Below are 24,393 nucleotides of genomic sequence, written 5' to 3'. Positions count from 1 at the left end.
ATAGTTGGTATACCCTCCTTTATCTCCCCTGTGAAAGGATGCGGATGCCGATGCTTTTCCTGCTCTTTGTCATGGTCGCATCCCTCGCTGCCCAGGAGCGTCCTTCCCTGCTCGAAAAGATGGTCCAGCCGAAGCTCTCCCTCGAAGCCGTACGGCTTGCCGAGAGCGGCATCGCCGGCTATGACGCCAAGGTAAGCACGGGCAAGTACAACGTCAAGATCAACAACGCCTTCGGCGGCATCAACTATGCGCGGTGGCGTTTCAGCTGGAAAGATGAAGCGTCCCTCCCGTTTTACCGGGGAAAAGCCCCCATCGAACAGATGAACCAGTTCAGGGTTTTCGGCAACTTCTTTCAGCGCCTGGACCCGCACTGGAACATGCTCCTCTCGGTGAACATGAACGCCACCTACGAACGCGAGCTCGACGGCAATGCCCTGGGCGGGGGGATCTTCGGCTTTTTCGCATACAAGATCGACCATGACCACTCGCTGCAGATGGGGGCCTTCGTCAACTACCACCCCATCACGACCCTCGCCCTCCCTGTCATCGGCTACAGCTACCGCGCCCGTGCCGACGACGGGTTTACCGCCGTCGTCGGTTTCCCGCGCGCCTTTGCCGGGTACCATGTCGCCCCCGGCGTGTTGCTGCGGGCCGGGTTCCTCTTTTCGCAGGCCGTCATAAGGCTCGCAGACGACAGCGGCATCGAACCCAGGGGCTACCTGGAAGCCCAGGACTACCAGCTGAGCACCGGGGTGCGCCTGAGCGCGGCGGAGCAGTGGGAGTTCAGCAGCGACCTGCTCTACGCTTTCAGGCGCGAAATCCACCTCTACGACCATGCGGCCGACGCCCTGGAGAGCTACCGCATCAAACCCTCTGCGGGGCTGATGTTCAAACTGACCTATATCTTCCGCTGAAAGGAGCTTCCATGACCATTGCCGTTTCTGCCTGTCTGCTCGGCGAAAAAGTCCGTTTTGACGGCGGCCACAAGCACTTCCGTTTTCTGACCGAATCGCTCGCGGAGTACGCAACCTTCGTGCCGTTCTGCCCGGAACACCTCGCCTTCGGCACCCCGCGCCCCTCGATCAGGCTCGTCCACGACGACACCCATGCCTACGTCCTTTCGAACAAAACAGGCGGTGATGTCACGGCTGCGCTCGCCGAAAGCGTGCAGACGGAACTCGACCGTCTCCGCGGGGCACCGCTCACCGGTATCATCTTCAAGGCCAAATCGCCCAGCTGCGGCTTCGGCAGCGCGAAGATGCATCTGCCCAACGGCCACAGCGACGGCAAGCACGACGGTCTGTTCGTACAGCGGTGCAAAGAGGCCTTCCCCCTGCTGCCGATGGAGGAGGAGGCCCGACTGCAGGACGCATGGCTGCGGGAGAACTTCATCATGCAGCTCTTCGCCTACGACGCTTTCGAACGGATGAAAGCCGAATGCCGGGGCATGCACGACCTCGTCCGCTTCCACACCGTCAACAAGTTTCTGCTGCAGGCCAAGGACGAAGCCCTCTACCGGCAGATGGGACGCGTCGTCGCCAACGCCGAGAACAGAACGCCGGCGGAGGTGATGCAGACCTATGAGTACCTCTTCAAGAGCGCCATCGCCGAAAAAAGCTCCCTGCGGCGCACCCGCAACGTCCTCGAGCATATGGCCGGTTTCTTCAAGCGCCTTCTCACCCCCGCCGAAAAAGCGATGCTGCATGAACAGATCGACGACTACGCCGCCAAACTGCTGACCCTGATGACGCCGGTCAGCACCATCCGGTTCCTGGCCGCGAAGTACGGGGTAGACTACCTCCTGAAGCAGACCTTCCTCGACCCCTACCCCAAATCCATGGCGCTGCGTTCGTACCTAGAGAGCAGCCGCTGAGACACTGACCGCAGTCACTTGAAGCCTCCGGTTGATGCCAATCGGTGCTACAATAAATATTATGAAAACAGATACACCAAAGCAACGCATTCTTCTGACCGGGGCCACGGGGTATATCGGGCGGCGGCTGAAGCGGCTGCTGCTGGAAGACCCCAACGTCTCTTTACGCCTGCTGGTGCGCAACCCCGACGCCCTCGGAAGCGCGGTACGCGCACGCGCCGAGGTCATCCAGGGAAGCACCTTCACGCCCGAAGCGCTCGCACAGGCCATGGAAGGAATAGACGTCGCCTACTACCTCATCCACTCCCTGGGCAGCGGTGATTTTGCCGAGAAGGACCGCACCAGCGCCGTCAATTTCCGCGACGCCGCTTTGCGGGCCGGGGTGAAAAAAATCGTCTACCTCGGGGGCCTCGGCGTCAAGACGGCGGGCACGAGCGAACACCTGCTCAGCCGGATCGAGACCGGGGAGCTCCTCTCGGCCCGCCCCGGCAAGATCGACGTGCTCTGGTTCCGCGCCGGTGTCATCATCGGGTCGGGGAGCGCGAGCTTCGAGATCATCCGGAACCTTATCCAGAAACTCCCCGTCATGATCACGCCCAAATGGGTCAGTACCCGCGCCCAGCCCATCGGCGTCAACGACGTCATCGCCTACCTCGACGCCGCCCGCAGCCCCGCGATCACGGGCAGCCTCAGGGTAGACATCGGGGCGGAGGTCCTCTCCTACGGGGAGATGATGCGCCAATGCGCCGGCGTGATGGGACTGAAGCGCCTGATCCTCCCGGTCCCCTTTCTCTCCGTCACCCTCTCCTCGTACTGGTTGAACCTCTTCACGCCCGTGCCCTACGGCGTGGCGCGTTCCCTGATCGAGGGACTCGGTTCCGAAGTCGTCGTGCAGAACGACAACGCCGCACGGCTCTTCCCGGCGATCCGGCCGGCCCCGTTCAAAAGCGCCGTCGCCGGGGCGCTCAAGGAGGCCGAGGAGAACCAGGTACTCAGCCGCTGGAGCGACCGCGGCGGCGACGTCTGGGAAACCGACCACGGCCGTTCGATCGCCGACGCCGTTTTCGTCGACCGCAAGACCCTGCCGCTGGGGAACCGTACGGCTCCGGCCCTCTTCAAAAGCGTCTGCGCCATCGGGGGGCAGAACGGCTGGTTCGCCTACGACCCGCTCTGGAGGGTGCGGGGCTTCTTCGACAATCTGGCCGGCGGCGCCGGGCTGAACCGGGGCCGCCGGTCGCAGAATGAACTCCGCATCGGCGACAGCCTCGACTTCTGGAAGGTCGTCGATGTCGTGCCGGACGAAAGGCTGCTGCTCTTTGCGCAGATGAAACTCCCCGGCAAAGCATGGCTGGAGTTCAGGATCGACGGCGACCGCCTCGTGCAGAGCGCCTACTTCATTCCGAAGGGGGTGTGGGGGCGTCTGTACTGGTACCTGCTCATCCCCCTGCATTTTCTCGTTTTCCGCGATATGATCCGATCGGTCCACAACCGCGCCGAGCGCTTTGAAGACGTTCAGCCCCAAGCGTAAAACATATGTTGTAGCACCGCCTGCCGGGTGCGTTGCCTCATCCAACCCTTCGCGGGCCGATGGCCATTCCCTTCCGCGTTTTCGTCTGATTTTACAGTTTGTTTCTGTGAATTTTCCAATACTTCATGCTAAAAAAGAGCTTTTTGTTCAAAAGTTAATCAGACAATTACCCCTCCCCTTCATTTGCCGTTCTATAATGGTCAAAATATACGCTCGAAACCGTGTTTGAGCCGGACTCAACCCGCTGTCACAGCAGGAGGCGCACTATGAACGCAGTACATGTACCCCCGGTCGACAGAGACCCGAAACATATCTGGACCTTCAATGCCGTAACGCTTTTCAAGAGGCTCCGCGACTACCTCAACGGCTATGCCGACTACCGGCAGTACCCGAGCATCAAATTCGTCGAAACCTGGCCCCAGAACAGCCATAAGCACCAGCTGCTTACCACCTACGTCGCCACCAACCTCTACTGGTTTGGCCGCCACCTCCAGCGGGTCGAAACGACCCTGATCGACGTGCTGGAACTCTTTAACAAAGTCATCGACACCGACAAAGAGGCGGGCGTACGCTATTTCGAACAGCTCGGCATCGAACTGCAGTACAAGAATGCCCAGGACTTCCTGCAGCAGGCCGTCTTCGGCGACCATCCCGCCAACCTCGCCCGTATTATGAGCAGCGCCCGTGAAAACGCCATCATCTGCCGCCCCTATCTCGACACTGAAGCCTTCGGAGAGGCGATCAGGCTCTTCAACCTCCTCAACACCTCGGCCAAAACCGACGCCAAGGTCGACTACCGCTTCATCGGCGATGCGCTCTCGCTCATCAACGAGATCTGGGGGATCATGGCCCGCGGTCTGCTGCGGCGCAAAAGCGACCAGTTCATCCGGTTGGGCAAGCTGATCGAAAAGGTCGACCTGCACCTCCGCCACGGCAAGGACGGGAACGAATCCGTCGTCTACCTGCACAATATCCTCATCACCGCACAGCGCATCGCGCCCGAGGCTGAGATGCCCATCGACGAAAAAGACGACGAAGCAAACCTCGATGCCATCAACGACCTCTTCGACAATCTGGTAGTGGCATAGATGCAGGGGAAACGCACCGACTATTACCCTTGTGCCGCCGGAAACGGGCTCCGGGTCAGCCCGAAAGAACGCCTGTTCATCAAGTCGACGGACCGGGGCGGTTAGCCCGCCGTGGATTGACGAAAAAACAAAATCACAAAAACACAGAATAAAAGCATTTTCTCATAGAACATGCAATATGATCTTTTATACCCACACCACCCTTGGCACCGTGGTTCCACGGAATGGAGTGATGTTCGCATAAAAGCATCAAGGGAGATACATTGATAGAAGAAACCGGAAAACTACACGAAAAGTTCTGGGAAATTTTTTCCCGGCAGGATCGACAGAAAGTCGAAGAGTTTCAGCGCTATATGGACAAGTTCGCTGTCAATTTCAATCTCTACAAAGACGGCAACTTCATCGAACGATCACTGCCCTTTGATGTCATCCCCCGCATTATCTCCAAGCAGGAGTTCGGCAAGATGCAGCGCGGCCTCGAGCAGCGCATCACGGCCCTGAACCTCTTCCTGGAAGACCTCTATACCGAGGCGAAGATCGTCAAGGACGGCGTTATTCCCGAAGCCTTCATCCACCAGGCCAAAGGGTACCTCAAGGAGTTCGTCGGTTTCTCCCCTTCGCAGAAGATCCGGACCCATATCAACGGGATCGACCTCGTCAAGGATACCCAGAGCGACGAATGGGTCATCCTCGAGGACAACCTGCGCGTTCCCAGCGGGGCGAGCTACCCCCTCTCCATCCGCGACACCTACCGCAAGATCTACCCGGAGTTCTTCGAGGAGCTCAAGATCGAACCGATCAAGCAGTACTCGTCGTACCTGCGCAATGCGATGGATCACGTCAATACCGGCGGTATCAACGTCGTCCTGACCCCGGGCCGCTACAACTCCGCCTACTATGAGCACAGCTACCTCGCCGGCCAGATCGGGGCCGAACTGGTCCGCGCCGCCGAACTGGTCGTGGAGAACAAGGTCCTCTACTTCAAGAACTACGACGGCCGCCGCATCCGCGTCGGGGCGGTCTACCGCCGCCTGGACGACGAATTCCTCGACCCCAAGTTCTTCAACCCCGAAAGCCTCATCGGCGTGCCGGGCATCATCGAAGCGTACCTCGCGGGCAACGTCGCGATCATGAATGCCGTCGGCAACGGCGTGGCAGACGACAAAGGAATATACTACTTCGTGCCGCAGATGATCAAGTACTACCTGGGCGAAGAGCCCATCATGCACAACGCACCGACCTACCTGCCCTATTTCGAAAAGGACAAGAAGTACATCTTCGACAACATCGACAAACTCGTCGTCAAGGATGTCGCGGAAGCCGGCGGCTACGGCGTCATGTTCGGGCACGCCATGTCGAAGATCCAGCTTGAAGACCTCAAGACGATCATCGAAGCCAACCCGCGCCGCTTTATCGCACAGGAGCTCGTCGAGTTCTACGACGAAGAGTGTCTCATCAAGGGGGAACTGAGCCCCCGCAAGGCGGACTTCCGCGCCTACGTCGTGATGGGCGAGAAGATCAACGTCTGGGAGTGCGGGCTGACGCGCTATGCGATGGAGGCGGGCAACTACCTCGTCAACTCGTCGCAGGGCGGCGGCTTCAAAGACACCTGGGTAATGGAGCTCTAAGATGGATCAACTGCTGAGTACAAACGTCGCCACCAATCTCTACTGGTTCGGACGCCACCTGGAGCGGGTCGAGAGCACCCTCGTCGATGTCATCCAGATCTTCGACTGCGTCATCGACACGGACGTGGACGCCGGAAAGCGCTATTTCGAGAAGCTCGAGATCGATCTCGAGTACGCCAACGCCTCCCAGTTCCTCGACAACGCCATCTTCGGCGATCACCCCTCGAACCTGGCGGAGATCATGCGTTTCGCCCGCGAAAATGCGATCATCTCCCGGGCCTACATCGACACCGACGCCTTCGGAGAGACGATCCACCTCGCCGAGCTCTTCGACCATGCGTCCAAAAGCGCCGTCTACGTCGACTACCGCTTTGTCGATGACGCCCTCTCGCTCATCAACGAGATCTGGGGCAGCATGAACCGTGGACTGATCCGCACCAAAAGCGACCACTTTGTCCGCCTGGGCAAACTGATCGAGAAGGTCGATCTTCACCTGCGCCACGGCAAGGACGGTGAAGAACCCATCGAGTACCTCAACACCATCCTCCAGACGGCGCAGAAAATTGCGCCCGAGGCCAAGCTGGCCATCTCCCGCACGGACGAAGAAGCCAACCTCGACGCCATCAACGCCCTGATCGACGAGCTGGTCGTCTACTGAAAATGACCCCCGAAATCACCGAAATCTTCTCCTCCGAACTTCCGGTAGGGGAAACGCTGCGCATCCAGCGCGCCCGTTTTGCACCGGAAAAACCCGATGCCGATGCCAAGCGCATCAGCATCGTCAGCGGCATCCACGGCGACGAACTCGAAGGGCAGCTCGTCATCTACCTGCTGGCCGCGTGGCTGCGCGACCACCCCGAAGCATTGCGGGGAACCGTGGACCTCTACCCGGCCGTCAATTCCCTGGGGGTCGATACGATCATCCGCGGCTTTCCCCTCTACGAAATCGACCTCAACCGCGCCTTCCCGGGGGCGCGCAACGATTTTCTGCCGGCACAGCTGGTCCATGCCCTGGCCGAGGATGTCGAAGGCAGCGATATCGCCATCGACATCCACTCCTCCAATATCTTTCTGCGCGAGATCCCGCAGATCCGCATTAACAAAGAGTTCTCGGACGCGACGCTCCCGCTGGCCAAACAGCTCAACTGCGACTTCATCTGGATCCATGACGCGGTCACGGTGCTCGAGGCGACCTTCTCGCACACCATGAACTCCCGCGGCACGAAAACCCTCGTTGTCGAGATGGGCGTCGGCATGCGCCTCACAAAAGCCTACGGACGCCAGCTGCTGCGCGGCATCCTGAACCTGATGCGTGAGGAGGGGATCATCGAAACCCTGACGGAGTTCAAGGTCCGCGAATCGTTCACCTCCGAAGTCGGGGACGTCTTTTACATCAACGCCCCCGCCGCGGGCCTCTTCGTCCCGGCCCTCGACCACTGCGATGTGATCGAAACGGGACAGTGGATCGGCGATATCGTCGACCCGCTCAGCGGCACGGTACGCGAATCCCTCTACGCCCCAAACGGCGGCGTATTGTTCACCCTGCGCGAGTACCCCGTCGTCTACGAGGGGTCCCTGCTCGCACGGATTTTCGGAGAGAGCGATGAAAAAAATTGAGATCCTGAAGCTCGAGTCCCTCAGCCGCGCACCGATGCTCGTCGAGGGCTACCTCTTCGAAGGCAGCGACCCCGAGGCCCCGAGCGTCGCCGTCGTCGGCGCCATGGAGGGGGCGACGACCCTGCCGCTTTACAGCGCTTCGAAACTCGTCGACTTCCTGCGCAACAAACTTGGTACCGGGAAGATCCTCGGCGACATCCTCGTCATCCCCTCCGTCAACCACTACGCACTCAATATCAACGAGCGTTTCTGGCCCCTGGACAAGACCGACATCAACATGATGTTCCCCGGGTACGGCCTGGGAGAAACGACGCAGCGCATCGCGCACAAGCTCTTTGAAGCGATCCAGGGCTACGACTACGGTATCATCCTCGAGACCCGGTCCGACCTCGCCACCTGCCTGCCCTACGTCAAGCTCTACAAGACCGGCTACGAAGATATAGAGAGTGCGCGCAGGCTGGGGCTCAGGATCATCCACCACCGCGAGCCCGAATCCATCGAAACGGTGTCGCTGCAGTACAACTGGCAGCTGTGGGGTTCCAAAGCGTGTTCCGTCGTCTGTCCGCACCAGCCCCTGATCGATCCCGAGTCGGCCCGTGTTATTCTCGATAGCCTCATCAACTTCCTGAACAACAGCGGCATCATCCGGTACGAGACCTTCAACGGGTACGATTCTACGGTGGTGACGCGCGAACGCATCGAGGTCGTCCAAAGCCCCCATAGCGGGATCTTTATCCCGACGAAAAAACCGGGGATGACAGTCTCAAAAGATGAGACGATCGGCAAGATCGTCCATGCCCTGGAGGGTGAGGTCGTCCACCGTTTTCTTGCCCCCTGCGACGGGATGATCACCTGTACCTATATGCATTCGCTGATCTTCGAGAATGCGGTGGCCTACCGCATCGCCAAGATCCATTAAACCGGATCGGACGGCGAAGACGATTGTGACTGAGACTGAGACTGCGTTTGTGTCTGTGTCTGTGTTTGTGTTTGTGAGGATTCTGCCGATTCTTCCTCCGCCGGTGCGCGCCGCACGTCCACTCGGACGCTGAGACGGCTCTGTCCGCTCCCGCGAACGACCCCCTTCAGCGGCGAGATGTCATGGTAATCCCGGCCGTGCCCCATGACGATGTGCTGCTCCAGGGGGATGATGTTGTTCGTCGGATCGAGGTCTAGCCAACCGCAGCCGGGCACATAGAGCGATACCCAGGCATGGGAGGCATCGACACCGAACAGCTTTACCGTTCCCTTCGGCGGGACGGTCTCGATGTAGCCGCTGACATAGCGTGCCGGCAGCCCGATGGAACGCAGTGTGGAGAGCGCGAAGTGCGCGAAATCCTGGCAGACCCCTTTTTTCTCCTCGAAGATCGTCTCCACGGGCGTCGTCAGGTCGCTGAAGGCGGGGTTGAACTCGAAATCTTCGAAGATGCGCCCCATCAGCTCCTCGCCCGCTTCATAGAGGCTCCGCTTTGGATGGAACGACGCCAGGGCATAGTCGCGGATCGGGCCGACCTCGACGGGGATCAGCTCGGAGGCGAAAAGGAACTGCTTGGCGGCGATGTCTCTCGCGTGAAAGGTTGCGAGCCGCTGCAGCGCTTTTTCATAGGTGGGCGCCCCCGCCTTGATCCGTTCGATCGCCCGTTCCGCCTCTTTGATTTTGCGCCGTACCCGCGAATGCCCGGTCACGGTCAGCGAGGTGTGCGGTTCGCGCAGCAGCAGGTGGTGGTTGGTGTTGCCGAACATATCGACGAAGGAGTGGACCTCCGACGCGTACGGCTCCACGTCGAGACGGAAGGAGAGCAGCTCCTGGTCCCGACCCTCTTTGGGCTTCAGCCGGGCGATGTTGTGGCTGAAGGTCACCAGGCTCTGATAATGGAAGACCGTTTCGTGGAAGATATCGTAGATCATGGCTCACTCGTCATAGTGGGAGAAATAGGTTTTGGAGAACTCGTCGGATGCTTTCATAAAGAGATCGGAGAGGTCCGAAAGCAGCGTATCGAGTTCCGTGTAGACGCCGTCAGACTCCTCGTAGACGACCAGGGCATTCGCCGTGGCGAGTTTGAGGCGCGAATAGGCCTGGAAGATCGGCGCCTCGTACTCGGTGAGGTGGGTGCGGGACTTCGGAAGGTCTTTGAGGTCCGAGAGCAGTTTCTGCGTCTGGTAGGTCAGCGATTTGGGGTACTGCGGGTTGAGCAGCAGGAACTCGATGACGTTCTCGAGCTGCAGGGCGCTGCGGTAGTGGGCGCGGTAGGCGTTGAAACTCTCACAGGTGTTGAGCAGCGCTTCGAGCAGTTCATACTCCGCGGCCTTCTCCTGGCGCAGACAGAGCAGGGAGCGCGCTTTGGAGATGAGCAGCTGGACGCTTTCGATACGGTAGCCGATATCATAAAGCACCAGCCCCTGCTCTCGGAACATGCTCTCCTCGACGAGCTCCTTGTAGGCCAGCAGGTTGATATGCAGCTTGTCCATCTCGTTGACGATGGTGCGGTTCATGCGGGTATTGGCGCTGCAGAAGATCTGCCACTCCCACTGGAGTTTGTCAAAGAGCTTCCACGCCTCGATGCCCAGCAGATTTTTGATGCTGATATTCGCCCCTGAAAGCATCGACAGCGTAAAGGAGAGCGATCCGACCCGGCTGTACTCTTTGAGCACGGAGATGATCTCTTTCATCGGGTTCTCCAGCAGCTTTTCGGAAGTTTTCTTGTTCAGGAAGCCCGGGTAGGTCATCGTCATATGCGTGATCGCGCGCAGCAGCTGGTGCTGCGACTCCGCCGAGGCATACGACTCGTCCCGGTAGACGTTGATGAGGCGCTTGACGGCATAGCGGATCAGGCGCGTCGTCACGATCGCCCTTGAGAGGTAACGGCCGAGCCAGAAGAGGTTCTCCGCGCGTCTTGTCGGGATCTGGTCGATGGAGGCGTCGATGCACGGCAGCTGCTTGAAGGGGTTGCTCGGCGCGCGCTCCTCATCCTCGCCGACGATCCAGAGGTCCTTGCTGGTCCCCCCTTTCTGCGACGAGATCAGGAAGGCGTCCTTTTGCGAAGCGACGCGCACGAGCCCGCCGTTCATCACCCAGTATTTGCTGCCCCGCTTGAACGAGTAGGAGCGGATGACGGCGTTGCGCGGTTCGACGGACTCCCCGGTAAAGTACGGCACGGTGGAGAAACCGATCTCCTCCTGCGCCACGTAGAGGTGCGGAAACTCCTGCAGGCGTTTTCGCAGGGCGTCGAGCGCCGGAGCGTCCATCTTTCGGCCGACGTAGACCTGGGCCGTCTCGGTCCGGTCGATGTGCTTGACGATCAGTTTGTCCAGGTGCTTGAGGACGTATTCGAGTTCGCCGGGCTGCCCGCACCACCAGGTGGCGATCTGCGGCAGGATCAGCTCTTCGTCGAGGAAGAACTGCGCGATGTTTTTCATAAAGGGGTTGAAGCCGAGGTTCTCCAAGATACCGCTGCCGACCGGGTTGATCATCGACAGGTTCTCCCGGCGCGCCGCGTCGACGAGCCCCGCGACCCCCAGGTGCGAGTCGTTTTTCAGTTCCAGCGGGTCACAGTAGCGGTCGTCCACACGGCGCAGCAGGGTGTTGATCCGTGTCAGGCCGCTCAGGTTTTTGAGCCACAGCGCCCCGTCTTTGGCCAGCATATCCTCCCCCTGCACGAGGCTGATCTCCAGCAAAGAGCTGAGGTAGGCGTGTTCGAAGTAGGTTTCGTTGTGCGGCCCGGGCGTCAGCAGGGCCGCCTTGGAGCGGTCACCGCCGCTGAGGCGGTCGATCATCGCCTTCATCTCGTCGATGAAGCCCGCAAGCCGGCGGGTATGCACCCCCGGGTAGAGCGACTTGGCGATGATATTCATGCTCAGGCGGTTTTCAACGGCATAGCCGAGCCCCGATGGGGCCTGGATGCGGTCATTGACGACCCAGAACTTTCCGTCGGGCCCGCGGGCCATATCGGTCGCGTAGAAGAAGAGTTCGAAATCCTTTTTCGTCCCGAAGCCGAACATCTCCGGCGCATACCCTTTGTGCGCATAGACGACTTCGGCGGGGAGGATCCCCTGCCGCAGCAGGTGCTGATCGCCGTAGAGGTCCCGCAGCACCAGGTCGAAGAGTTTCGCACGCTGGCGCAGCCCCCGCACGACCTCCTGCCACTCCGTCTGCGTAACGACAAAGGGGATGGGGTCAAGGGTCCAGCGCCGCTTGCTGACACCGTCGGGCGTGTCGTAAACGTTATAGGTGACGCCGTTCTCTTCCAGGCTCCAGTCTATTTCCGCCTGTTTGGCTTTCAGCCCATCAATACCGGCCGCCTCGATCTGGTCGCAGATCGTCTGCCAGTGCGGACGGCACTGCCGCTGCGCATCGACCATCTCGTCGAAGGAGCTTTCGGAAAAATATCGGTCGAAAATGCCCATTTACACCCTGGTCCACTTCCGTCTGAGGTCAAGCGTATGCGGGTACTCAGCACTGCGCGGCAGCTCCTGGAAGACAAAGATCTTGTCGCCGGCATGCTTCTCGGCCACCTTGCGCGTCGTCTCCCCGTCGTTGGAAGGGAGTGCCTGTTCGACGACATGGGTCGGTACCTCTTCGACGCTTCCCTGCGTATGGTTGAAGCCCCAGAAACGGTTGATACGGCGCGACTCCGCCTCGTAGCTGTTGACCGGGAAGGTGTCGTAGCTGCGGCCGCCGGGGTGGGAGACGTAGTAGGTCATCCCGCCGGTGGAGCGCTGGTTCCAGCGGTCGACGACGTCGAAGGTGAGCGGGGTATCGACCCCGATCGTCGGATGCAGGGCCGACCACGGCTGCCACGCCTTGTACTTGACCCCGGCGACGAACTCGCCCTCGATGCCCGTCGGGCTGAGCGGCACCGCAACCCCGTTACAGGTGAGCACGTAGCGTTCGGGGACGAAGTTGTTCACCTTCACCTGGACGCGTTCAAGCGACGAATCGACGTAGCGCGACGTCCCTTGCGAACCGCTCTCCTCGCCCAGGACGTGCCACGGCTCGATGGCCGCGCGGAGTTCGAGGTGGACGTTCTCCACCGTCGCCATGCCGTAGAGCGGGAAGCGGAACTCGAAGAAGGGGTCGAACCAGTCCAGCTCGAAGGGGTAACCCTCGGCGTTCAGGAAACGGACGATATCGGCGATATCCTCTTTGACGTAGTGTTCCAGCAGGAACTTGTCATGCAGCTGCGTTCCCCAGCGGACCAGCTTGTGGCGGTAGGGCTTGCGCCAGAAGAGCGAGACCAGCGTGCGCACCAGCAGCATCTGCATCAGGGCCATCTGCGAATGCGGCGGCATGTCGAAGCCGCGCAGCTCCAGGATCCCCAGGCGTCCGGTGCTCGAATCGGGCGAGTAGAGCTTGTCGATACAGAACTCGGAGCGGTGGGTGTTGCCGGTAATGTCGGTCAGCATATGGCGGAAGAGCCGGTCGGTAAGCCAGTACGGCACCTCCCCGTTTTCGGGGATCTGGGCAAAGGCGATCTCCAGCTCATAGAGGTTCTCCGCCCGCCCCTCGTCGACACGCGGCGCCTGGGACGTCGGCCCGATGAAGGCGCCGGAGAAGAGGTAGGAGAGCGACGGGTGGTGCTGCCAGAAGGTGATGAGGCTGCGCAGCAGTTCCGGGCGGCGCAGCAGCGGGCTGTCATGCGGCGTCATCGCCCCGATCGTGACGTGGTTCCCCCCGCCCGTTCCCGTGTGCTTGCCGTCGACCATGAACTTCTCTGTCCCCAGCCGCGACTGGCGTGCATCCTCGTAAAGCCCCAGCATCGTTTCGGTCAGTTCGCTCCAGTTCTTCGCCGGGTGGATATTGACTTCGATGACGCCCGGGTCCGGGGTGACTTTGATGCGCTCGATGCGGTTGTCGTGGGCCGGTTCGTACCCTTCGAGAACGACTTTGACATTGAGCTTCGCCGCGACCGCTTCGATGGAGGCCATGAGGTCCAGGAAGGCCTCGGTATGGTTGAGCGGCGGCAGGAAGATATAGAGCTTTCCGTCGCGCACTTCCGTACTGATCGCGGTGCGGACAAAGGCGTTGTAGCGGTTCGCCTCCGTCGTCTCCGGCGTCACCGCTTCGCAGCGTGCCCGGGCATCGTCGAGGTAATCGCCCAGCGCCGGGGCCTGTGCAAAAAGGTCGGGCTCGAAGTTCTGCGCCAGCTCCACATGCGGTTTTTCCATCAGCGAATCCAGCGGCATCCGCAGGCCCAGCGGCGAGTTCCCGGCGCTCAGATAAAGGTTGCCGCGGCGGAATTCCCAGGCCGAGGTGATCCAACGGGTCTGGCCGTAGCCCAGCGGCAGCACGAAGCCGACCGGGTTGGCCAGCCCCTGCTGCAGCAGCTGCGCCAGGGTGCGGCGTTCGAGCGGGTCATCCAGGTCGAACTTCGTCGGGTCGACGTCGATGGGAAGTTCGGACTCCTTGATGACGTAATAGACAGGATCTTCATACGCTTCAATGATGTTTTTGTCGCTGACGCCGAGGGTCAGGGAGAGCAGCTCCAGGAAGCGCTTTGCATCCTCTGTCGTGTAGCTGTAGGTCGCGTTCATGTCCGCAAAAAGGTTCGGGTTGCGCCAGATCGGTTTGCCGTCTTTGCGCCAGATGACCGATTTCTGCCAGCGCGGCAGCGGTTCGCCCGGGTACCATTTCCCCTGGGCGTAGTGCAGCATCCCGCCCTTGCCGAACGAGCCCAGCAGCCGGTGGGCGAGGACGTCCGCGCGTTCGCGCTTATGCTCGCCGTCGGCCTCCGTGTTCCACTGCTCGGACTCCATGTCGTCGATGGAGACAAACGTCGGCTCGCCCCCCATCGAGAGGCGCACGTCATTGGCTTCGAGCTCCCTGTCGACCTCGAACCCGAGGTTGTAGATTGCTTCCCACTGCTCGTCGCGGTACGGTTTGGTCACCCGCGGCGATTCGAAGATCCGCGTGACGGTGTTGGAGTAATCGAACTCCGTTTCGCACTTGTCCGTCGCACCGTCGATGGCGTGGGCGCTGTCGTAATGGGGCGTACACGCCAGGGGGATATGCCCCTCCCCGGCAAAAAGGCCGCTGGTCGCATCGAGGCCGATCCATCCCGCACCCGGGACGAAAACCTCCGTCCAGGCGTGCAGGTCCGTAAAGTCCGCTTCGGGACCGCTCGGACCGTCAAGGGATTTGACGTCGGCGGTGAGCTGGACGAGGTAGCCCGAAACAAAGCGCGCCGCGAGACCCAGGTGGCGCAGCACCTGCACGAAGAGCCAGGCGTAGTCGCGGCAGCTCCCCAGCTTGTTGCCCAGGGTCACTTCGCAGGTCTGTACGCCGGGATCAAGACGGATCGTATAGTCGAGGTACTTGTGGATCTCGGTATTGAGGTAGACCAGGAAGTCGATGATGGAGCGTTCCGTTTTCAGGTCGAGCGAATCCATGAACGCTTTGAGTTTCTTGCCCTTGTCCGTGATCTCGAGATAAGGCAGTAGCTCTTTTTTCAGCCCCGCTTTGTACTTGAACGGGAAATTCTTCGCATATTCGTCGACGAAGAAGTCGAAAGGGTTGATGGTGATCAGGTCGGCAATGATCTCGACGTCGATGCTCATCTCTTTCGTTTTTTCCGGGAAAACGACGCGGGCAAGGTAGTTGCCGAACGGGTCCTGCTGCCAGTTGAGGAAGTGGTTGTCCGGTTTGATCTTGAGGGAGTAGGCCTCGATCGGGGTGCGGCTGTGCGGTGCGGGACGTAATCGGATGGTGTGCGGCGAGAGCGACACGTAACGGTCATACTGATAATGGGTTTTGTGGGAGATTACGACTTTGAGCGCCATGGTTTTCCTTGTGCATCTTAGGAATATCGCTGCATTATATACTGTTCTCGGTTCAACTTCGGGAAAAGGGCGCCTATTTTTCGCCCATTTCCGCGGCAGCGGCAAAAGATTCGACCGCGGCCCACACCCTGCGTTTTCCGCCGAGTTTTCATGTGGTTTGCTCCGCGAGGCAGGAGGAGTGTTACAATGTGGTTTCAGACCGACGAACGGAGACAGACGATGACGCGACGCACCTTTACAATAGTGCTGACGGCACTTTTAACGCTCTCACTCCAGAACTGCGCCAAGGAGAACACGATGACAGACATTTACGCGATCGACGTGAAACGTATTGACGGCACGCCAGCGACGTTGGCCCCCTACCGCGGCGAGGTGATGCTTATCGTCAACGTCGCGAGCCGCTGCGGCTATACCCCGCAGTACGAAGGGCTCGAAGCGCTCTATGAAAAGTACAAGTCCAGGGGCCTCGTCGTCCTCGGTTTCCCCTGCAACCAGTTCGGTTCCCAGGAGCCAGGGACCGAAAAGGAGATCATGACCTTCTGCCGGAGCAATTTCGGCGTTACTTTCCCGATGTTCGCCAAGATCGACGTCAACGGCGATGATGCCCACCCGCTCTACCGTTTTCTCAAAAAGGCACAGCCGGGCGTGCTGGGCAGCGAGGCGATCAAATGGAACTTTACGAAGTTTCTCGTCGACCGCAGCGGCAACGTCGTCGAACGCTTTGCACCTTCGACCAAACCCAAAGCGCTTGAAAGCGCCATTGAAAACCTGTTGGAAGCACAGTGACGTTCTGATAAATAATGCGTGTTGAGAAAAAGGGAAGTCTATCGAAAACAGGTGGTGGGTCCTCAGGGACTCGAACCCTGGACCACCCCGTTATGAGCGGGGGGCTCTAACCAACTGAGCTAAAGACCCACATCCTCTATCGGAAGGAGCGAATTATACTTTCGCGCCCTTTAGACGAAGCTTTTTTTGCCCCGGCGGTGATAGAGTTCGAGGAAGCGGAAGGCCATCAGGTTTTCGAGGATCCCGAAGAGGATCATGAAATTGACGTAGCTGCTGCCGCCGTAACTGAACATCGGCAGCGGGACGCCGACGACCGGGGCAAGGCCTATTGTCATCGCGATATTGACGCCCATGTAGACGAAGATCAGAAGCGAGACCGATGCGCTGACGACCTTGATGTAGGGGTCGTGGGTATAGAGGCTGATGCCGAGCAGATGGATAATGATGAGAGCGTACAGCCCGATCAGCATCACCGCCCCGATAAACCCGAAACGCTCCACGACGTAGGCGAAGATGAAGTCACTCGACGCGATGGGAAGGAACTTCATCTGGGTCTGCGTCGCCTCCTCTTTTGCCTTGCCGACGACACCGCCCGAACCGATGGCGATGATGGACTGCTGCACGTGGTAGCTCGGTTTCTCGCTCATAAAGTCCGTGATCCGCTTCTTCTGGTAGTCGTGCAGCTGGGTGTAGATGAGCGGCATCGAGACGATGAACCCCACCGCCAGCGTCAGCCAGATCTTCCAGCGCACCCCGACAAGGAAAAGCACCCCCACCCCCAGCAGCAGCAGGACGGTGGCCGTCCCCAGGTCCGGCTCTTTGGCGATCAAGAAAAAGGGAAGCAGGATGAAAAACGAGAGCTTGGTAAACGAGGCCCAACCGTACCCGCCGTAAGGGGGCGGGTTGCGCGAGACGAGGTAGGCCAGCATCAGGATGAACGCCGGTTTCATCAGCTCGGAGGGCTGCATGGTGAAATGGACGAAAGGAAGCTCGATCCAGCGTTTTGCCCCCAGGCGCGCATGGCCGAAGAACTCGACGGCGAGCAGCAGCCCGATGTTGAACCAGTAGAAGATCGGGATCATCCAGCTCAGCCGCCGCACGGGTAGGAAAAAGAAAAAGGTGAAGACGACCGCCCCCACGCCGACGTAGACGAGATGTTTGTGCGCCAGCAGGGGGTGGATCTCCCCGATCAGCCACCCCGATACCAGCACAAGGGGCACAATCAGTGCCGGGATGACAAAATCGAAGTGTGCTAAAATGCGTCTATCTATTCTGCGCAAGGCACGTCCTCTCAAGCGTAAAGCGTTCAGCGCCAAGCCTTGCAGATAAAAGAGCGGCAGGGGTCTTCCTCCCGCTTTTAGCCACAGCGCTTAATGCCCAGTGCCAAAATTATAACAAAGGTTCCCATGCAGCCAACTGTCCTGACTTTCGAAGCCGCCGGAGGCGAACGCCTCGACACCTTTCTGGGGCAGGCGATGAACGAACCCCGCAACCAGATCGCCCACCTCATCAAGAACGGTCTCGTCGCCGTCGAAGCCAAGGCGGCGGCCAAACCGGGGGTGAAACTCAAGCCCGGCGAAAAAGTCACGGTTACCCTGCCGCAGATGGAACCGGAAGAAGCGCAGCCTATCGATTTCGACGTCCCCATCCTCTATGAAGACGACGACCTGCTCATCATCGACAAACCCAGCGGCCTTACCGTCCACCCCGCCCCCAGCGTCAAGGAGCCGACCCTCGTCGACTGGCTCAAGCACCACGACATCCGTCTCTCGACACTGAGCGGTGAGGAGCGCCACGGCATCGTCCACCGCCTCGACAAAGGTACCAGCGGCGTCATGATCGTCGCCAAAACGAACGAGGCCCACGACGCCCTCTCCAAACAGCTCCAGGACAAGAGCATGGGACGCTACTACCTCGCCGTCGTCACCCCGCCGCTCAAAGAGGATCTCACCCTCGTCGACAAGCCGATCGGGCGAAGCCCCCACAACCGTCTCAAGATGGCCGTCGTTCCGCACGGCAAGAGCGCGCAGACCCTCTTCAAGAAGCTGCTCCTCTCCACGGATGAGAAGGAGGAGCTGATCGCCTGTAAGCTCTTTACCGGGCGCACCCACCAGATCCGCGTCCACCTGGAGAGTTTCAGCCGCCACATCCTCGGCGACCATTTATACGGCATTAAGAGCAATCCCGATAAAATCCAGCGTATTCTGCTGCACGCCTACACGCTCTACTTCACCCATCCCCGGACGGGGGAGGTGATGCGTTTTACGGCCCCGCTTCCCGCGGCGCTCGAAGAACGGCTGCAGTCGCATTTCGCTACGGAGACACTGGATGAGACGCTCGCCCCTGATCGCATCGGCACTCTTTTCGACACTGACACTGCTGATTAGCGGCTGTGTCGGAGGCCCGGCCCCTGCCGAACCTGTCGCTATCGACAAAACCCTGCCGCAGGTCGGCATCAACGGCTACCTCAGCGACACCGCCGCCATCGCTTTCGAATGGAAGCCGGTCACGGACCCGCGGGTGAAGGGCGTACGCATCTACCGCGACACCCCGGGCGGCGGGGACAGCAAACTCTACCGCATTGCCGCGGTCGATGACACCCTCCGCACGCACTATGTCGACACGGGCCTCCGCCCCTCCACGACCTACCGCTACCGCTTTACGACCGTCGACGCCAAAGGGCGCGAGTCCATGCCCGACAACACCCTCAGCGCCAAAACACTGAGCCTCCCGGAACCGGTCAGCTACTTCACGGCGACCAAAGAGCTGGCCCGCAGTTCCAAACTGCTCTGGCGCCCCCACCCGGACCTGCGCGTCGACGGCTACGAGATCGAACGCCTCGATCCGGAAGAGAAATCCTTCCACTGGATCGCGCGCATCGACGGCCGCCTCAATGCCGAGTATATCGACCACGATCTCGATGACAACAGCGTCTACCGCTACCGTATCATCGCCCGCACTTTCAGCGGCGAGAAGAGCGCCCCTTCCGCCGTCGTGACCGTCGCGACCAAACCCCTCCCGCTGCCGCCGACGCAGCTCTCCGCCGGCCGGGGTGCGATCCATGCGATCGCCCTGCAGTGGCAGCCCTCCCCGGACAAGGGGATCGTCTACTACAAGGTCTACCGCGCCGAACGCGAGGACGGCTACTACAGCTACCGCGCCAAAGTCGACAGAACCGTTTTCACGGACAAGGTCGAAGAAAACGGGGCCGACTACTTCTACAAGGTCGCAGCCGTCGACAAGGATGAACTGGAGAGCCTGCCGAGCGAACCTGCCGAAGGCACGACGATGGCTGCTCCCGCCGTGCCGGAGCTGACCGGCCTCGCCCTGCGCAACAAAGCGGTGGTGGTACGCTGGACGGCAAAAGATGCCCGTACCGTCGGTTTCGAACTCCTCAAGACGACCCGAAGCGGCTGGTTCGACAGCAAAGAGAGCGTCATCCGCGACATCAAAACCGACAGCTTCACCGATGTCAACGTCACCCCGGGGCTGGAGTACAGCTACAAGGTGATCGCCGTCGACGCCAACGGGCTCAAGTCGGAACCTTCCGCTTCCAAAACCATCGTTCTGGAGGACCAGTAACCCGATGCCCCACCTCCATATCGCTTCGTTCAAGGCCCCGGCCTTCCCCGCGACCGCGGACGGGGTTACGTTCCACTACATGGCGGACAATACCCTCCACGACGATGAGACCCTGATCGCCGCTTCCGTCGGGGAGAAGGCGTTCTTCCTCCTGCTCAAACGCCTGCCGGACAAGACCCTGCTCAAAGCGGACAAGATCACGCGCCCTTCGGCGACCCACTTCGTCAAACGCGCCCTTCAGGCCTATGCCGGTGTGGCGGGGCTGGACGTCCTGGCGTCGAACGTCGACAGCGGCGAAGCGAACATGCACCTGGGCAACGACAGTGCGCTGTGGACCATCCACGACTTCGAACGCGACTTCCCCGCCGACCGGGAAATCCGCATCGAGGTGGGATTCGGTTCCGGCCGCCACCTCCTTCACCAGGCCAAGGCGAACCCGGAAATCCTTTTTATCGGGATCGAGATCCACAAGCCCTCCATCGAACAGGTCCTCAAGCAGATCAATATCCAGCAGCTCGACAACCTCCTGCTGCTCGACTACGATGCCCGCCTCTTCCTGGAACTCGTCCCCTCCAACCTCGCCGGGCGCATCTACGTCCATTTCCCGGTCCCCTGGGACAAGAAACCCCAGCGGCGCGTCATCGGGGAAGCCTTCATTGCCGAAAGCATCCGGGTACTGAAACCGGAGGGGAAACTGGAACTGCGTACCGACAGCGACAACTACTTCGCCTACAGTTTCGAAACCTTTATGGCCCTGAACCAGAACCATATCGAGATCTACAAGAACCGTGCACTGGAGGTCAGCAGCAAGTACGAGGACCGCTGGCGCCGGATGGAGAAGAACATCTACGATGTGCTGATGCACAATACGGAGGAGTCCGGGCCGCTGGAAGCGATCGCCCCCTTCGCCTTCGACGCCATCACCCCCGACCCGGCGCACCTTGAGGCCCTCAACGGGACAACGCTGCGCTTCGACGAAGGGTTCGTGCATTTCGAACGCCTCTACCGTACCGATGACGGCCGCTATATGTTCCGCCTCTCCATGGGCCCCTATGCCCGTCCCGAGCATCTCTACCTGATCCTCGGCGACGCCCCCGCCTACCTCCCGACGCCGCCGGTGCGTTCCCGCACAAACGCCCGGGCCCATCAGCTCCTGATCGAGGCCCTGCATGGATAAGATCATCGTCGCCGACAACCTCTCCCTGGGCTACGGCAGACACGAAACGATCATTTCCAAGGCGACCTTCGCGATCGACTCCGGCAGCTTCGTCTTTATCACCGGCGCCAGCGGGAGCGGGAAATCGACCCTGCTGAAATCTTTTTTCGGCGCCCTGCCGCTGCTCTCGGGCGCGCTCACGGTCGGCGGCGTCGACATGGACAGTATCAGCGCCAAGAAACTCAACTTCCTGCGCCGCCACGTCGGGATCGTCTTCCAAGATTACAAGCTTGTCAAAGAGTGGACGATCGACAAGAACGTCATGCTGCCGCTGCTCATCAACGGCTACGCCCGCGACATCAGCGAGATGCAGGTGGAGAAGCTCCTCGGCCACGTCAAGCTCACCCACCAGCGTGGCAAATACCCCATGGAGCTGAGCGGGGGCGAACAGCAGCGCGTCGCCATGGCCCGCGCCCTCGCGCACAACCCCATCCTCATCCTCGCGGACGAACCAACGGGGAACCTCGACGAATACTCTTCCAAAGTCATCTGGAACCTGCTGGAGGGAGCCAATACCCAGCTCGAAGCGACCGTCGTCGTCGTTACCCACCACATCCCCGAAACGCTGGGCATCAAGTACAAGCACTTCCATATCGAGCACGGAGACGTCTATGAAGTCTCTTAAAAGCCACTTCTCGCTGATTACGGCACTCTTTTCCATCCTCATCACCCTCCAGCTTTTTTTGAGCCTGGACCGTGTCATCGGGGCCTATGAACAGCGCCTGGGAGACAACTACGGCATCGTCGTCGTCAGCGACAACAACCTCTCCCTCGCCTTTTTCCAGAGTATCGACAGTGCCATCAGCGCCGTCGAGCCCCTGTCGCCTACCCGGATGCTCCAGCAGCTGCAGCAACAGACGGGCGATTCCCAGATCAACCTGATGACGCTGAACCTACCGCATTTCTACCGGCTGCGGATGGCCCACTTCATTACACCCGATGCGGCCCGCGCACTGGGAGAGAGGCTCCTGCGCGACCGCGCCATCACCCGTGTCGAGACCTTTGCCCAGCAGCACGACACCGTCTACCGTCTGCTGCAGCTCTTCAAGAACGTCGTCAGCGTCCTCGCCGCCGTCGTCCTGCTCGTCACCTCGCTGCTGATCGTCAAAGAGATGCGCCTGTGGCAGTTCCAGCACCGCGAACGAATGAACATCATGGCCCTCTTCGGCGCCCCGGTCTGGCTCCGCTCGGCCGTGCTGTTCCGCCTCGCCATCGTCGACGCCGTGATCGCTTCCGTGATTGCAACCAGCGTCTTTCTCCTGGTCGACCATTACGGCTGGATGGCGCAGCTGCTCTCGCTCGTGCAGCTGCAGCCGACCCTCTTCCAGCCGCTGCACGACGTGCCCCTGCTCACGGGCGTTGCCATCTCCCTCTCCATCCTGCTCGCCTCTATGATCGTCATGGGGCACAAAGAAGAGGTATGATCCGGTTCGCACTGCTGCTTGGCCTTCTGCTCACTGTCGCCGTGGCGGCCAAGAGCATCGACGACAAGATTGACGAGACCTCCAAAAGTCTCAGCTCTTTCGACCGAAACTACGCCTCGGTGAATGCCAAAATGGCCAAGACCGCCAAGGCGATCCTGAAAAAAAAGCGGACCGTCCTCACCCAGCAGAAGAAGATCGCGTCGCTCGAGTCGGCACTGCAGGGCAAAGCCGCCACCCTCTCCGGCGCCAAAGAAGAGCTGATCACGCTTGCGGAAACGCAGGAGACCCTCGAAGCGAACCGCAAAAAGCTTCGCGACGACCTGGCCGACCTCATGGCCCGCATCATCTCCCTCGCGATGATCCAGGAGGACAACAACACCCTCTCCCCCGATACCATCATCGGCGAGGCAGTCTTTGCCGCTTTGAACGAACAGACCAAAGCACAGATCACAAAACTGGGCAATGACTACCGCGCGAACGAAGCGGCCCTGAAACAGCTGACGGAAAAAACGGCACGGCTCAAAACGGACATCGCCTCGATCGAGCAGGAGAAACGCGATCTCCAAAAAGCGAAAAGAGCGAACGAGACAGCCCTGGGCGACCTGAAGACAAAAAAGGGCCGCTACAAGAAAGAGCTACAGAAGATCCTGGCACAGAAATCCGCCCTGAAACAGACCCTGGCCCAGCTGCACATCATCCAGGAGAGCGAATCGCAAAAAGCGGCCGCACGCCAGGAAGAGCAGCGCAACGAAGCGCTGCTCGCCTCCAAAGAGGTCCCCGATGTACGTTCGGTCGGCAGCAGCTACCACAAGGCGCAGACCCGCCGCTACCGGGGCTCAAAGACGATTGCGCCGCTGGATGCCTATACGGTACTGAAGCGCTACGGCACCTATACCGACCCGATCTACAAAATCAAGATCTTCAACGAGTCGGTCTCCCTGCAGCCCAAAACCCCCGACGCCAAGGTCAAAGCGGTCTTCAACGGCAAGGTCATTCTCGCTCAGGAGACGCCGATGCTCGAGAACGTCGTCATTATCGAACACGCCGACGGGCTGCATACAATCTACGCCCACCTCGACCAGATCGCCCCGACGGTCAGCAAAGGCAAGCGCCTCAAGAAAGGGAGCGTGATCGGCCGCGTCAACGACGAACTGATGTTCGAAGTGACCCAGAAGAACTACCATATCGACCCGCTGCAGGTGATACGCTAGGCCCCCTTGTAAGCCTTCTCGAAGATATCGGAGAGGGCCTGCATCGTCTCGAAAAGGGCCGCCTTCGTCTCGAAATGGAGCAGCTTCCGCTGGACCGGGACCTCTCCCGGGGGGTCGAAGTCAAAGACCAGAACGTACTCAGCGATCCTGACCTCATCTTTTTTAAGTTCCGCCCACTCCAGGGAGACCTGGGCCTCGGCCCCGCCCCCCTCGACGATCGCCGCCGGGTAGAGACGGGTGATTTTGGAGAGGTCGAGCTGCAGCCCCTGCGCCTCGTAAAGCATCGTGTCAGCCACGTTCATCCTTGTTCAGTGATTTTTCCATGTCGCCCCGGTGCATCCGCCGAAAGGCGAGCAGCCCGAACGCGATGCCGACGGCGATAAAGAGCATCCCCCAGCCGTCGTTGCGTTCCCACGCCATCGCAATCCAGCACAGATCCGCCACCAGGTAGGCCCAGACCGCTTCGAAGATCTTTCCGCGGTAGGTCAGGAAGGCGCCGACGTTGAGCAGAATCCCGCCGATAATGGCAAAACTGGGCATGGAGGGCTCCAAATCTTTTTCGACAGTATAGCAAGTCCCCCGAATGACCCGAAACGATTTACCTCGCCGTCATCTAATCTGCGCTAAAATCGCGGCATCATAATTATTCTTCAAGGACACCTAT

General features: G+C 60.1%; 21 protein-coding genes and 1 tRNA gene. 15 read left to right on the top strand and 7 right to left on the bottom strand.

Going from position 1 to position 24,393, the window contains the following annotated elements; genetic code table 11:
• Positions 1–44: 44 nt before the first annotated feature.
• The 8 genes from WCX18_RS03510 to WCX18_RS03475 all read left to right on the top strand — a co-directional run bounded on the left by WCX18_RS03510 (position 45) and on the right by WCX18_RS03475 (position 8,653).
• On the top strand, positions 45–914 hold the full coding sequence (locus WCX18_RS03510; protein ID WP_345989618.1) for a hypothetical protein: 870 nt from the start codon (positions 45–47) through the stop codon (positions 912–914).
• An 11-nt stretch (positions 915–925) separates the two neighbouring features.
• Complete coding sequence (locus WCX18_RS03505; RefSeq protein WP_345989615.1) at positions 926–1,873, top strand: DUF523 and DUF1722 domain-containing protein; 948 nt, start codon at positions 926–928, stop codon at positions 1,871–1,873.
• Between the two features lie 61 nt (positions 1,874–1,934).
• Positions 1,935–3,401 carry an SDR family oxidoreductase gene (locus tag WCX18_RS03500; RefSeq protein WP_345989613.1) on the top strand — a complete coding sequence of 489 codons (1,467 nt, stop codon included), beginning with the start codon at positions 1,935–1,937 and terminating at the stop codon, positions 3,399–3,401.
• A gap of 266 nt (positions 3,402–3,667) precedes the next feature.
• Entirely contained in the window at positions 3,668–4,489 is an 822-nt protein-coding gene (locus tag WCX18_RS03495) for an alpha-E domain-containing protein (RefSeq protein WP_345989610.1), read from the top strand.
• Between the two features lie 353 nt (positions 4,490–4,842).
• Entirely contained in the window at positions 4,843–6,117 is a 1,275-nt protein-coding gene (locus WCX18_RS03490; RefSeq protein WP_345989607.1) for a circularly permuted type 2 ATP-grasp protein, read from the top strand.
• Position 6,118: 1 nt separating this feature from the next.
• The gene (locus WCX18_RS03485; RefSeq protein WP_345989604.1) at positions 6,119–6,775 is read left to right on the top strand and encodes an alpha-E domain-containing protein; all 657 of its coding nucleotides are present in this window, start codon (positions 6,119–6,121) and stop codon (positions 6,773–6,775) included.
• A gap of 2 nt (positions 6,776–6,777) precedes the next feature.
• Positions 6,778–7,734 carry a M14 family metallopeptidase gene (locus WCX18_RS03480; RefSeq protein WP_345989602.1) on the top strand — a complete coding sequence of 319 codons (957 nt, stop codon included), beginning with the start codon at positions 6,778–6,780 and terminating at the stop codon, positions 7,732–7,734.
• Complete coding sequence (locus tag WCX18_RS03475) at positions 7,721–8,653, top strand: M14 family metallopeptidase (protein WP_345989600.1); 933 nt, start codon at positions 7,721–7,723, stop codon at positions 8,651–8,653. Before WCX18_RS03480 ends, WCX18_RS03475 begins: the two co-directional genes overlap by 14 nt.
• On the opposite strand, the gene WCX18_RS03470 is transcribed toward WCX18_RS03475, so the two are convergent.
• From WCX18_RS03470 to WCX18_RS03460, 3 genes are read right to left on the bottom strand one after another with little or no spacing between them, the layout of a single operon-like run.
• A complete protein-coding gene (locus WCX18_RS03470; RefSeq protein WP_345989598.1) occupies positions 8,650–9,642 on the bottom strand; it encodes a transglutaminase family protein in 993 nt (330 codons plus the stop codon). The two genes, WCX18_RS03475 and WCX18_RS03470, sit on opposite strands and share 4 nt — an antisense overlap.
• A 3-nt stretch (positions 9,643–9,645) precedes the next feature.
• Positions 9,646–12,138, bottom strand: a complete 2,493-nt coding sequence (locus WCX18_RS03465) for a circularly permuted type 2 ATP-grasp protein (RefSeq protein ID WP_345989595.1) — start codon at positions 12,136–12,138, stop codon at positions 9,646–9,648.
• On the bottom strand, positions 12,139–15,510 hold the full coding sequence (locus tag WCX18_RS03460; RefSeq protein WP_345989593.1) for a transglutaminase family protein: 3,372 nt from the start codon (positions 15,508–15,510) through the stop codon (positions 12,139–12,141). It abuts the gene before it with no gap.
• A 297-nt stretch (positions 15,511–15,807) separates the two neighbouring features.
• Between WCX18_RS03460 and WCX18_RS03455 the strand changes: the two genes are divergently transcribed.
• Complete coding sequence (locus WCX18_RS03455; RefSeq protein WP_345990755.1) at positions 15,808–16,296, top strand: glutathione peroxidase; 489 nt, start codon at positions 15,808–15,810, stop codon at positions 16,294–16,296.
• A gap of 52 nt (positions 16,297–16,348) precedes the next feature.
• On the opposite strand, the gene WCX18_RS03450 is transcribed toward WCX18_RS03455, so the two are convergent.
• Positions 16,349–16,425, bottom strand: a tRNA-Ile gene (locus WCX18_RS03450).
• A gap of 41 nt (positions 16,426–16,466) precedes the next feature.
• Positions 16,467–17,576 carry an FtsW/RodA/SpoVE family cell cycle protein gene (locus tag WCX18_RS03445; RefSeq protein ID WP_345989591.1) on the bottom strand — a complete coding sequence of 370 codons (1,110 nt, stop codon included), beginning with the start codon at positions 17,574–17,576 and terminating at the stop codon, positions 16,467–16,469.
• 126 nt (positions 17,577–17,702) lie between these two features.
• Here WCX18_RS03445 and WCX18_RS03440 point away from each other — a divergent pair, with 126 nt between their 5' ends.
• From WCX18_RS03440 to WCX18_RS03415, 6 genes are read left to right on the top strand one after another with little or no spacing between them, the layout of a single operon-like run.
• Complete coding sequence (locus WCX18_RS03440; protein ID WP_345989588.1) at positions 17,703–18,683, top strand: RluA family pseudouridine synthase; 981 nt, start codon at positions 17,703–17,705, stop codon at positions 18,681–18,683.
• Positions 18,625–19,878 carry a hypothetical protein gene (locus WCX18_RS03435; RefSeq protein WP_345989585.1) on the top strand — a complete coding sequence of 418 codons (1,254 nt, stop codon included), beginning with the start codon at positions 18,625–18,627 and terminating at the stop codon, positions 19,876–19,878. Before WCX18_RS03440 ends, WCX18_RS03435 begins: the two co-directional genes overlap by 59 nt.
• A 4-nt stretch (positions 19,879–19,882) precedes the next feature.
• On the top strand, positions 19,883–21,055 hold the full coding sequence (gene trmB / locus WCX18_RS03430) for a tRNA (guanosine(46)-N7)-methyltransferase TrmB (RefSeq protein WP_345989583.1): 1,173 nt from the start codon (positions 19,883–19,885) through the stop codon (positions 21,053–21,055).
• The gene (locus WCX18_RS03425; RefSeq protein ID WP_345989581.1) at positions 21,048–21,719 is read left to right on the top strand and encodes an ATP-binding cassette domain-containing protein; all 672 of its coding nucleotides are present in this window, start codon (positions 21,048–21,050) and stop codon (positions 21,717–21,719) included. The genes trmB and WCX18_RS03425 overlap by 8 nt, the downstream gene beginning before the upstream one ends.
• Entirely contained in the window at positions 21,706–22,518 is an 813-nt protein-coding gene (locus WCX18_RS03420) for a cell division protein FtsX (protein WP_345989580.1), read from the top strand. Before WCX18_RS03425 ends, WCX18_RS03420 begins: the two co-directional genes overlap by 14 nt.
• Complete coding sequence (locus WCX18_RS03415) at positions 22,515–23,729, top strand: peptidoglycan DD-metalloendopeptidase family protein (RefSeq protein WP_345989578.1); 1,215 nt, start codon at positions 22,515–22,517, stop codon at positions 23,727–23,729. The genes WCX18_RS03420 and WCX18_RS03415 overlap by 4 nt, the downstream gene beginning before the upstream one ends.
• On the opposite strand, the gene WCX18_RS03410 is transcribed toward WCX18_RS03415, so the two are convergent.
• The gene (locus WCX18_RS03410) at positions 23,726–24,025 is read right to left on the bottom strand and encodes a hypothetical protein (RefSeq protein ID WP_345989577.1); all 300 of its coding nucleotides are present in this window, start codon (positions 24,023–24,025) and stop codon (positions 23,726–23,728) included. The genes WCX18_RS03415 and WCX18_RS03410 overlap by 4 nt on opposite strands.
• Entirely contained in the window at positions 24,018–24,269 is a 252-nt protein-coding gene (locus tag WCX18_RS03405) for a hypothetical protein (RefSeq protein WP_345989576.1), read from the bottom strand. The genes WCX18_RS03410 and WCX18_RS03405 overlap by 8 nt, the downstream gene beginning before the upstream one ends.
• Between the last annotated feature and the right edge of the window lie 124 nt (positions 24,270–24,393).

Source organism: Sulfurimonas sp. HSL1-2, from assembly GCF_039645565.1.
In the GTDB taxonomy this organism is placed as follows: Bacteria; Campylobacterota; Campylobacteria; order Campylobacterales; family Sulfurimonadaceae; genus Thiomicrolovo; species Thiomicrolovo zhangzhouensis.
This window is presented reverse-complemented; position numbering and strand designations above follow the sequence as displayed.

Bases quoted from the DNA above. Each gene is read 5' to 3' on its own strand.
- WCX18_RS03480 (WP_345989602.1), top strand. From the start codon at position 6,778: ATGACCCCCGAAATCACCGAAATCTTCTCCTCCGAACTTCCGGTAGGG.
- WCX18_RS03405 (WP_345989576.1), bottom strand. From the start codon at position 24,269: ATGCCCAGTTTTGCCATTATCGGCGGGATTCTGCTCAACGTCGGCGCC.
- WCX18_RS03500 (WP_345989613.1), top strand. From the start codon at position 1,935: ATGAAAACAGATACACCAAAGCAACGCATTCTTCTGACCGGGGCCACG.
- WCX18_RS03455 (WP_345990755.1), top strand. From the start codon at position 15,808: ATGACAGACATTTACGCGATCGACGTGAAACGTATTGACGGCACGCCA.
- WCX18_RS03510 (WP_345989618.1), top strand. From the start codon at position 45: ATGCCGATGCTTTTCCTGCTCTTTGTCATGGTCGCATCCCTCGCTGCC.
- WCX18_RS03465 (WP_345989595.1), bottom strand. From the start codon at position 12,138: ATGGGCATTTTCGACCGATATTTTTCCGAAAGCTCCTTCGACGAGATG.
- WCX18_RS03490 (WP_345989607.1), top strand. From the start codon at position 4,843: ATGGACAAGTTCGCTGTCAATTTCAATCTCTACAAAGACGGCAACTTC.
- WCX18_RS03460 (WP_345989593.1), bottom strand. From the start codon at position 15,510: ATGGCGCTCAAAGTCGTAATCTCCCACAAAACCCATTATCAGTATGAC.
- WCX18_RS03415 (WP_345989578.1), top strand. From the start codon at position 22,515: ATGATCCGGTTCGCACTGCTGCTTGGCCTTCTGCTCACTGTCGCCGTG.
- WCX18_RS03435 (WP_345989585.1), top strand. From the start codon at position 18,625: ATGAGACGCTCGCCCCTGATCGCATCGGCACTCTTTTCGACACTGACA.
- WCX18_RS03485 (WP_345989604.1), top strand. From the start codon at position 6,119: ATGGATCAACTGCTGAGTACAAACGTCGCCACCAATCTCTACTGGTTC.
- WCX18_RS03470 (WP_345989598.1), bottom strand. From the start codon at position 9,642: ATGATCTACGATATCTTCCACGAAACGGTCTTCCATTATCAGAGCCTG.
- WCX18_RS03495 (WP_345989610.1), top strand. From the start codon at position 3,668: ATGAACGCAGTACATGTACCCCCGGTCGACAGAGACCCGAAACATATC.
- WCX18_RS03440 (WP_345989588.1), top strand. From the start codon at position 17,703: ATGCAGCCAACTGTCCTGACTTTCGAAGCCGCCGGAGGCGAACGCCTC.
- trmB (WP_345989583.1), top strand. From the start codon at position 19,883: ATGCCCCACCTCCATATCGCTTCGTTCAAGGCCCCGGCCTTCCCCGCG.
- WCX18_RS03505 (WP_345989615.1), top strand. From the start codon at position 926: ATGACCATTGCCGTTTCTGCCTGTCTGCTCGGCGAAAAAGTCCGTTTT.
- WCX18_RS03420 (WP_345989580.1), top strand. From the start codon at position 21,706: ATGAAGTCTCTTAAAAGCCACTTCTCGCTGATTACGGCACTCTTTTCC.
- WCX18_RS03425 (WP_345989581.1), top strand. From the start codon at position 21,048: ATGGATAAGATCATCGTCGCCGACAACCTCTCCCTGGGCTACGGCAGA.
- WCX18_RS03475 (WP_345989600.1), top strand. From the start codon at position 7,721: ATGAAAAAAATTGAGATCCTGAAGCTCGAGTCCCTCAGCCGCGCACCG.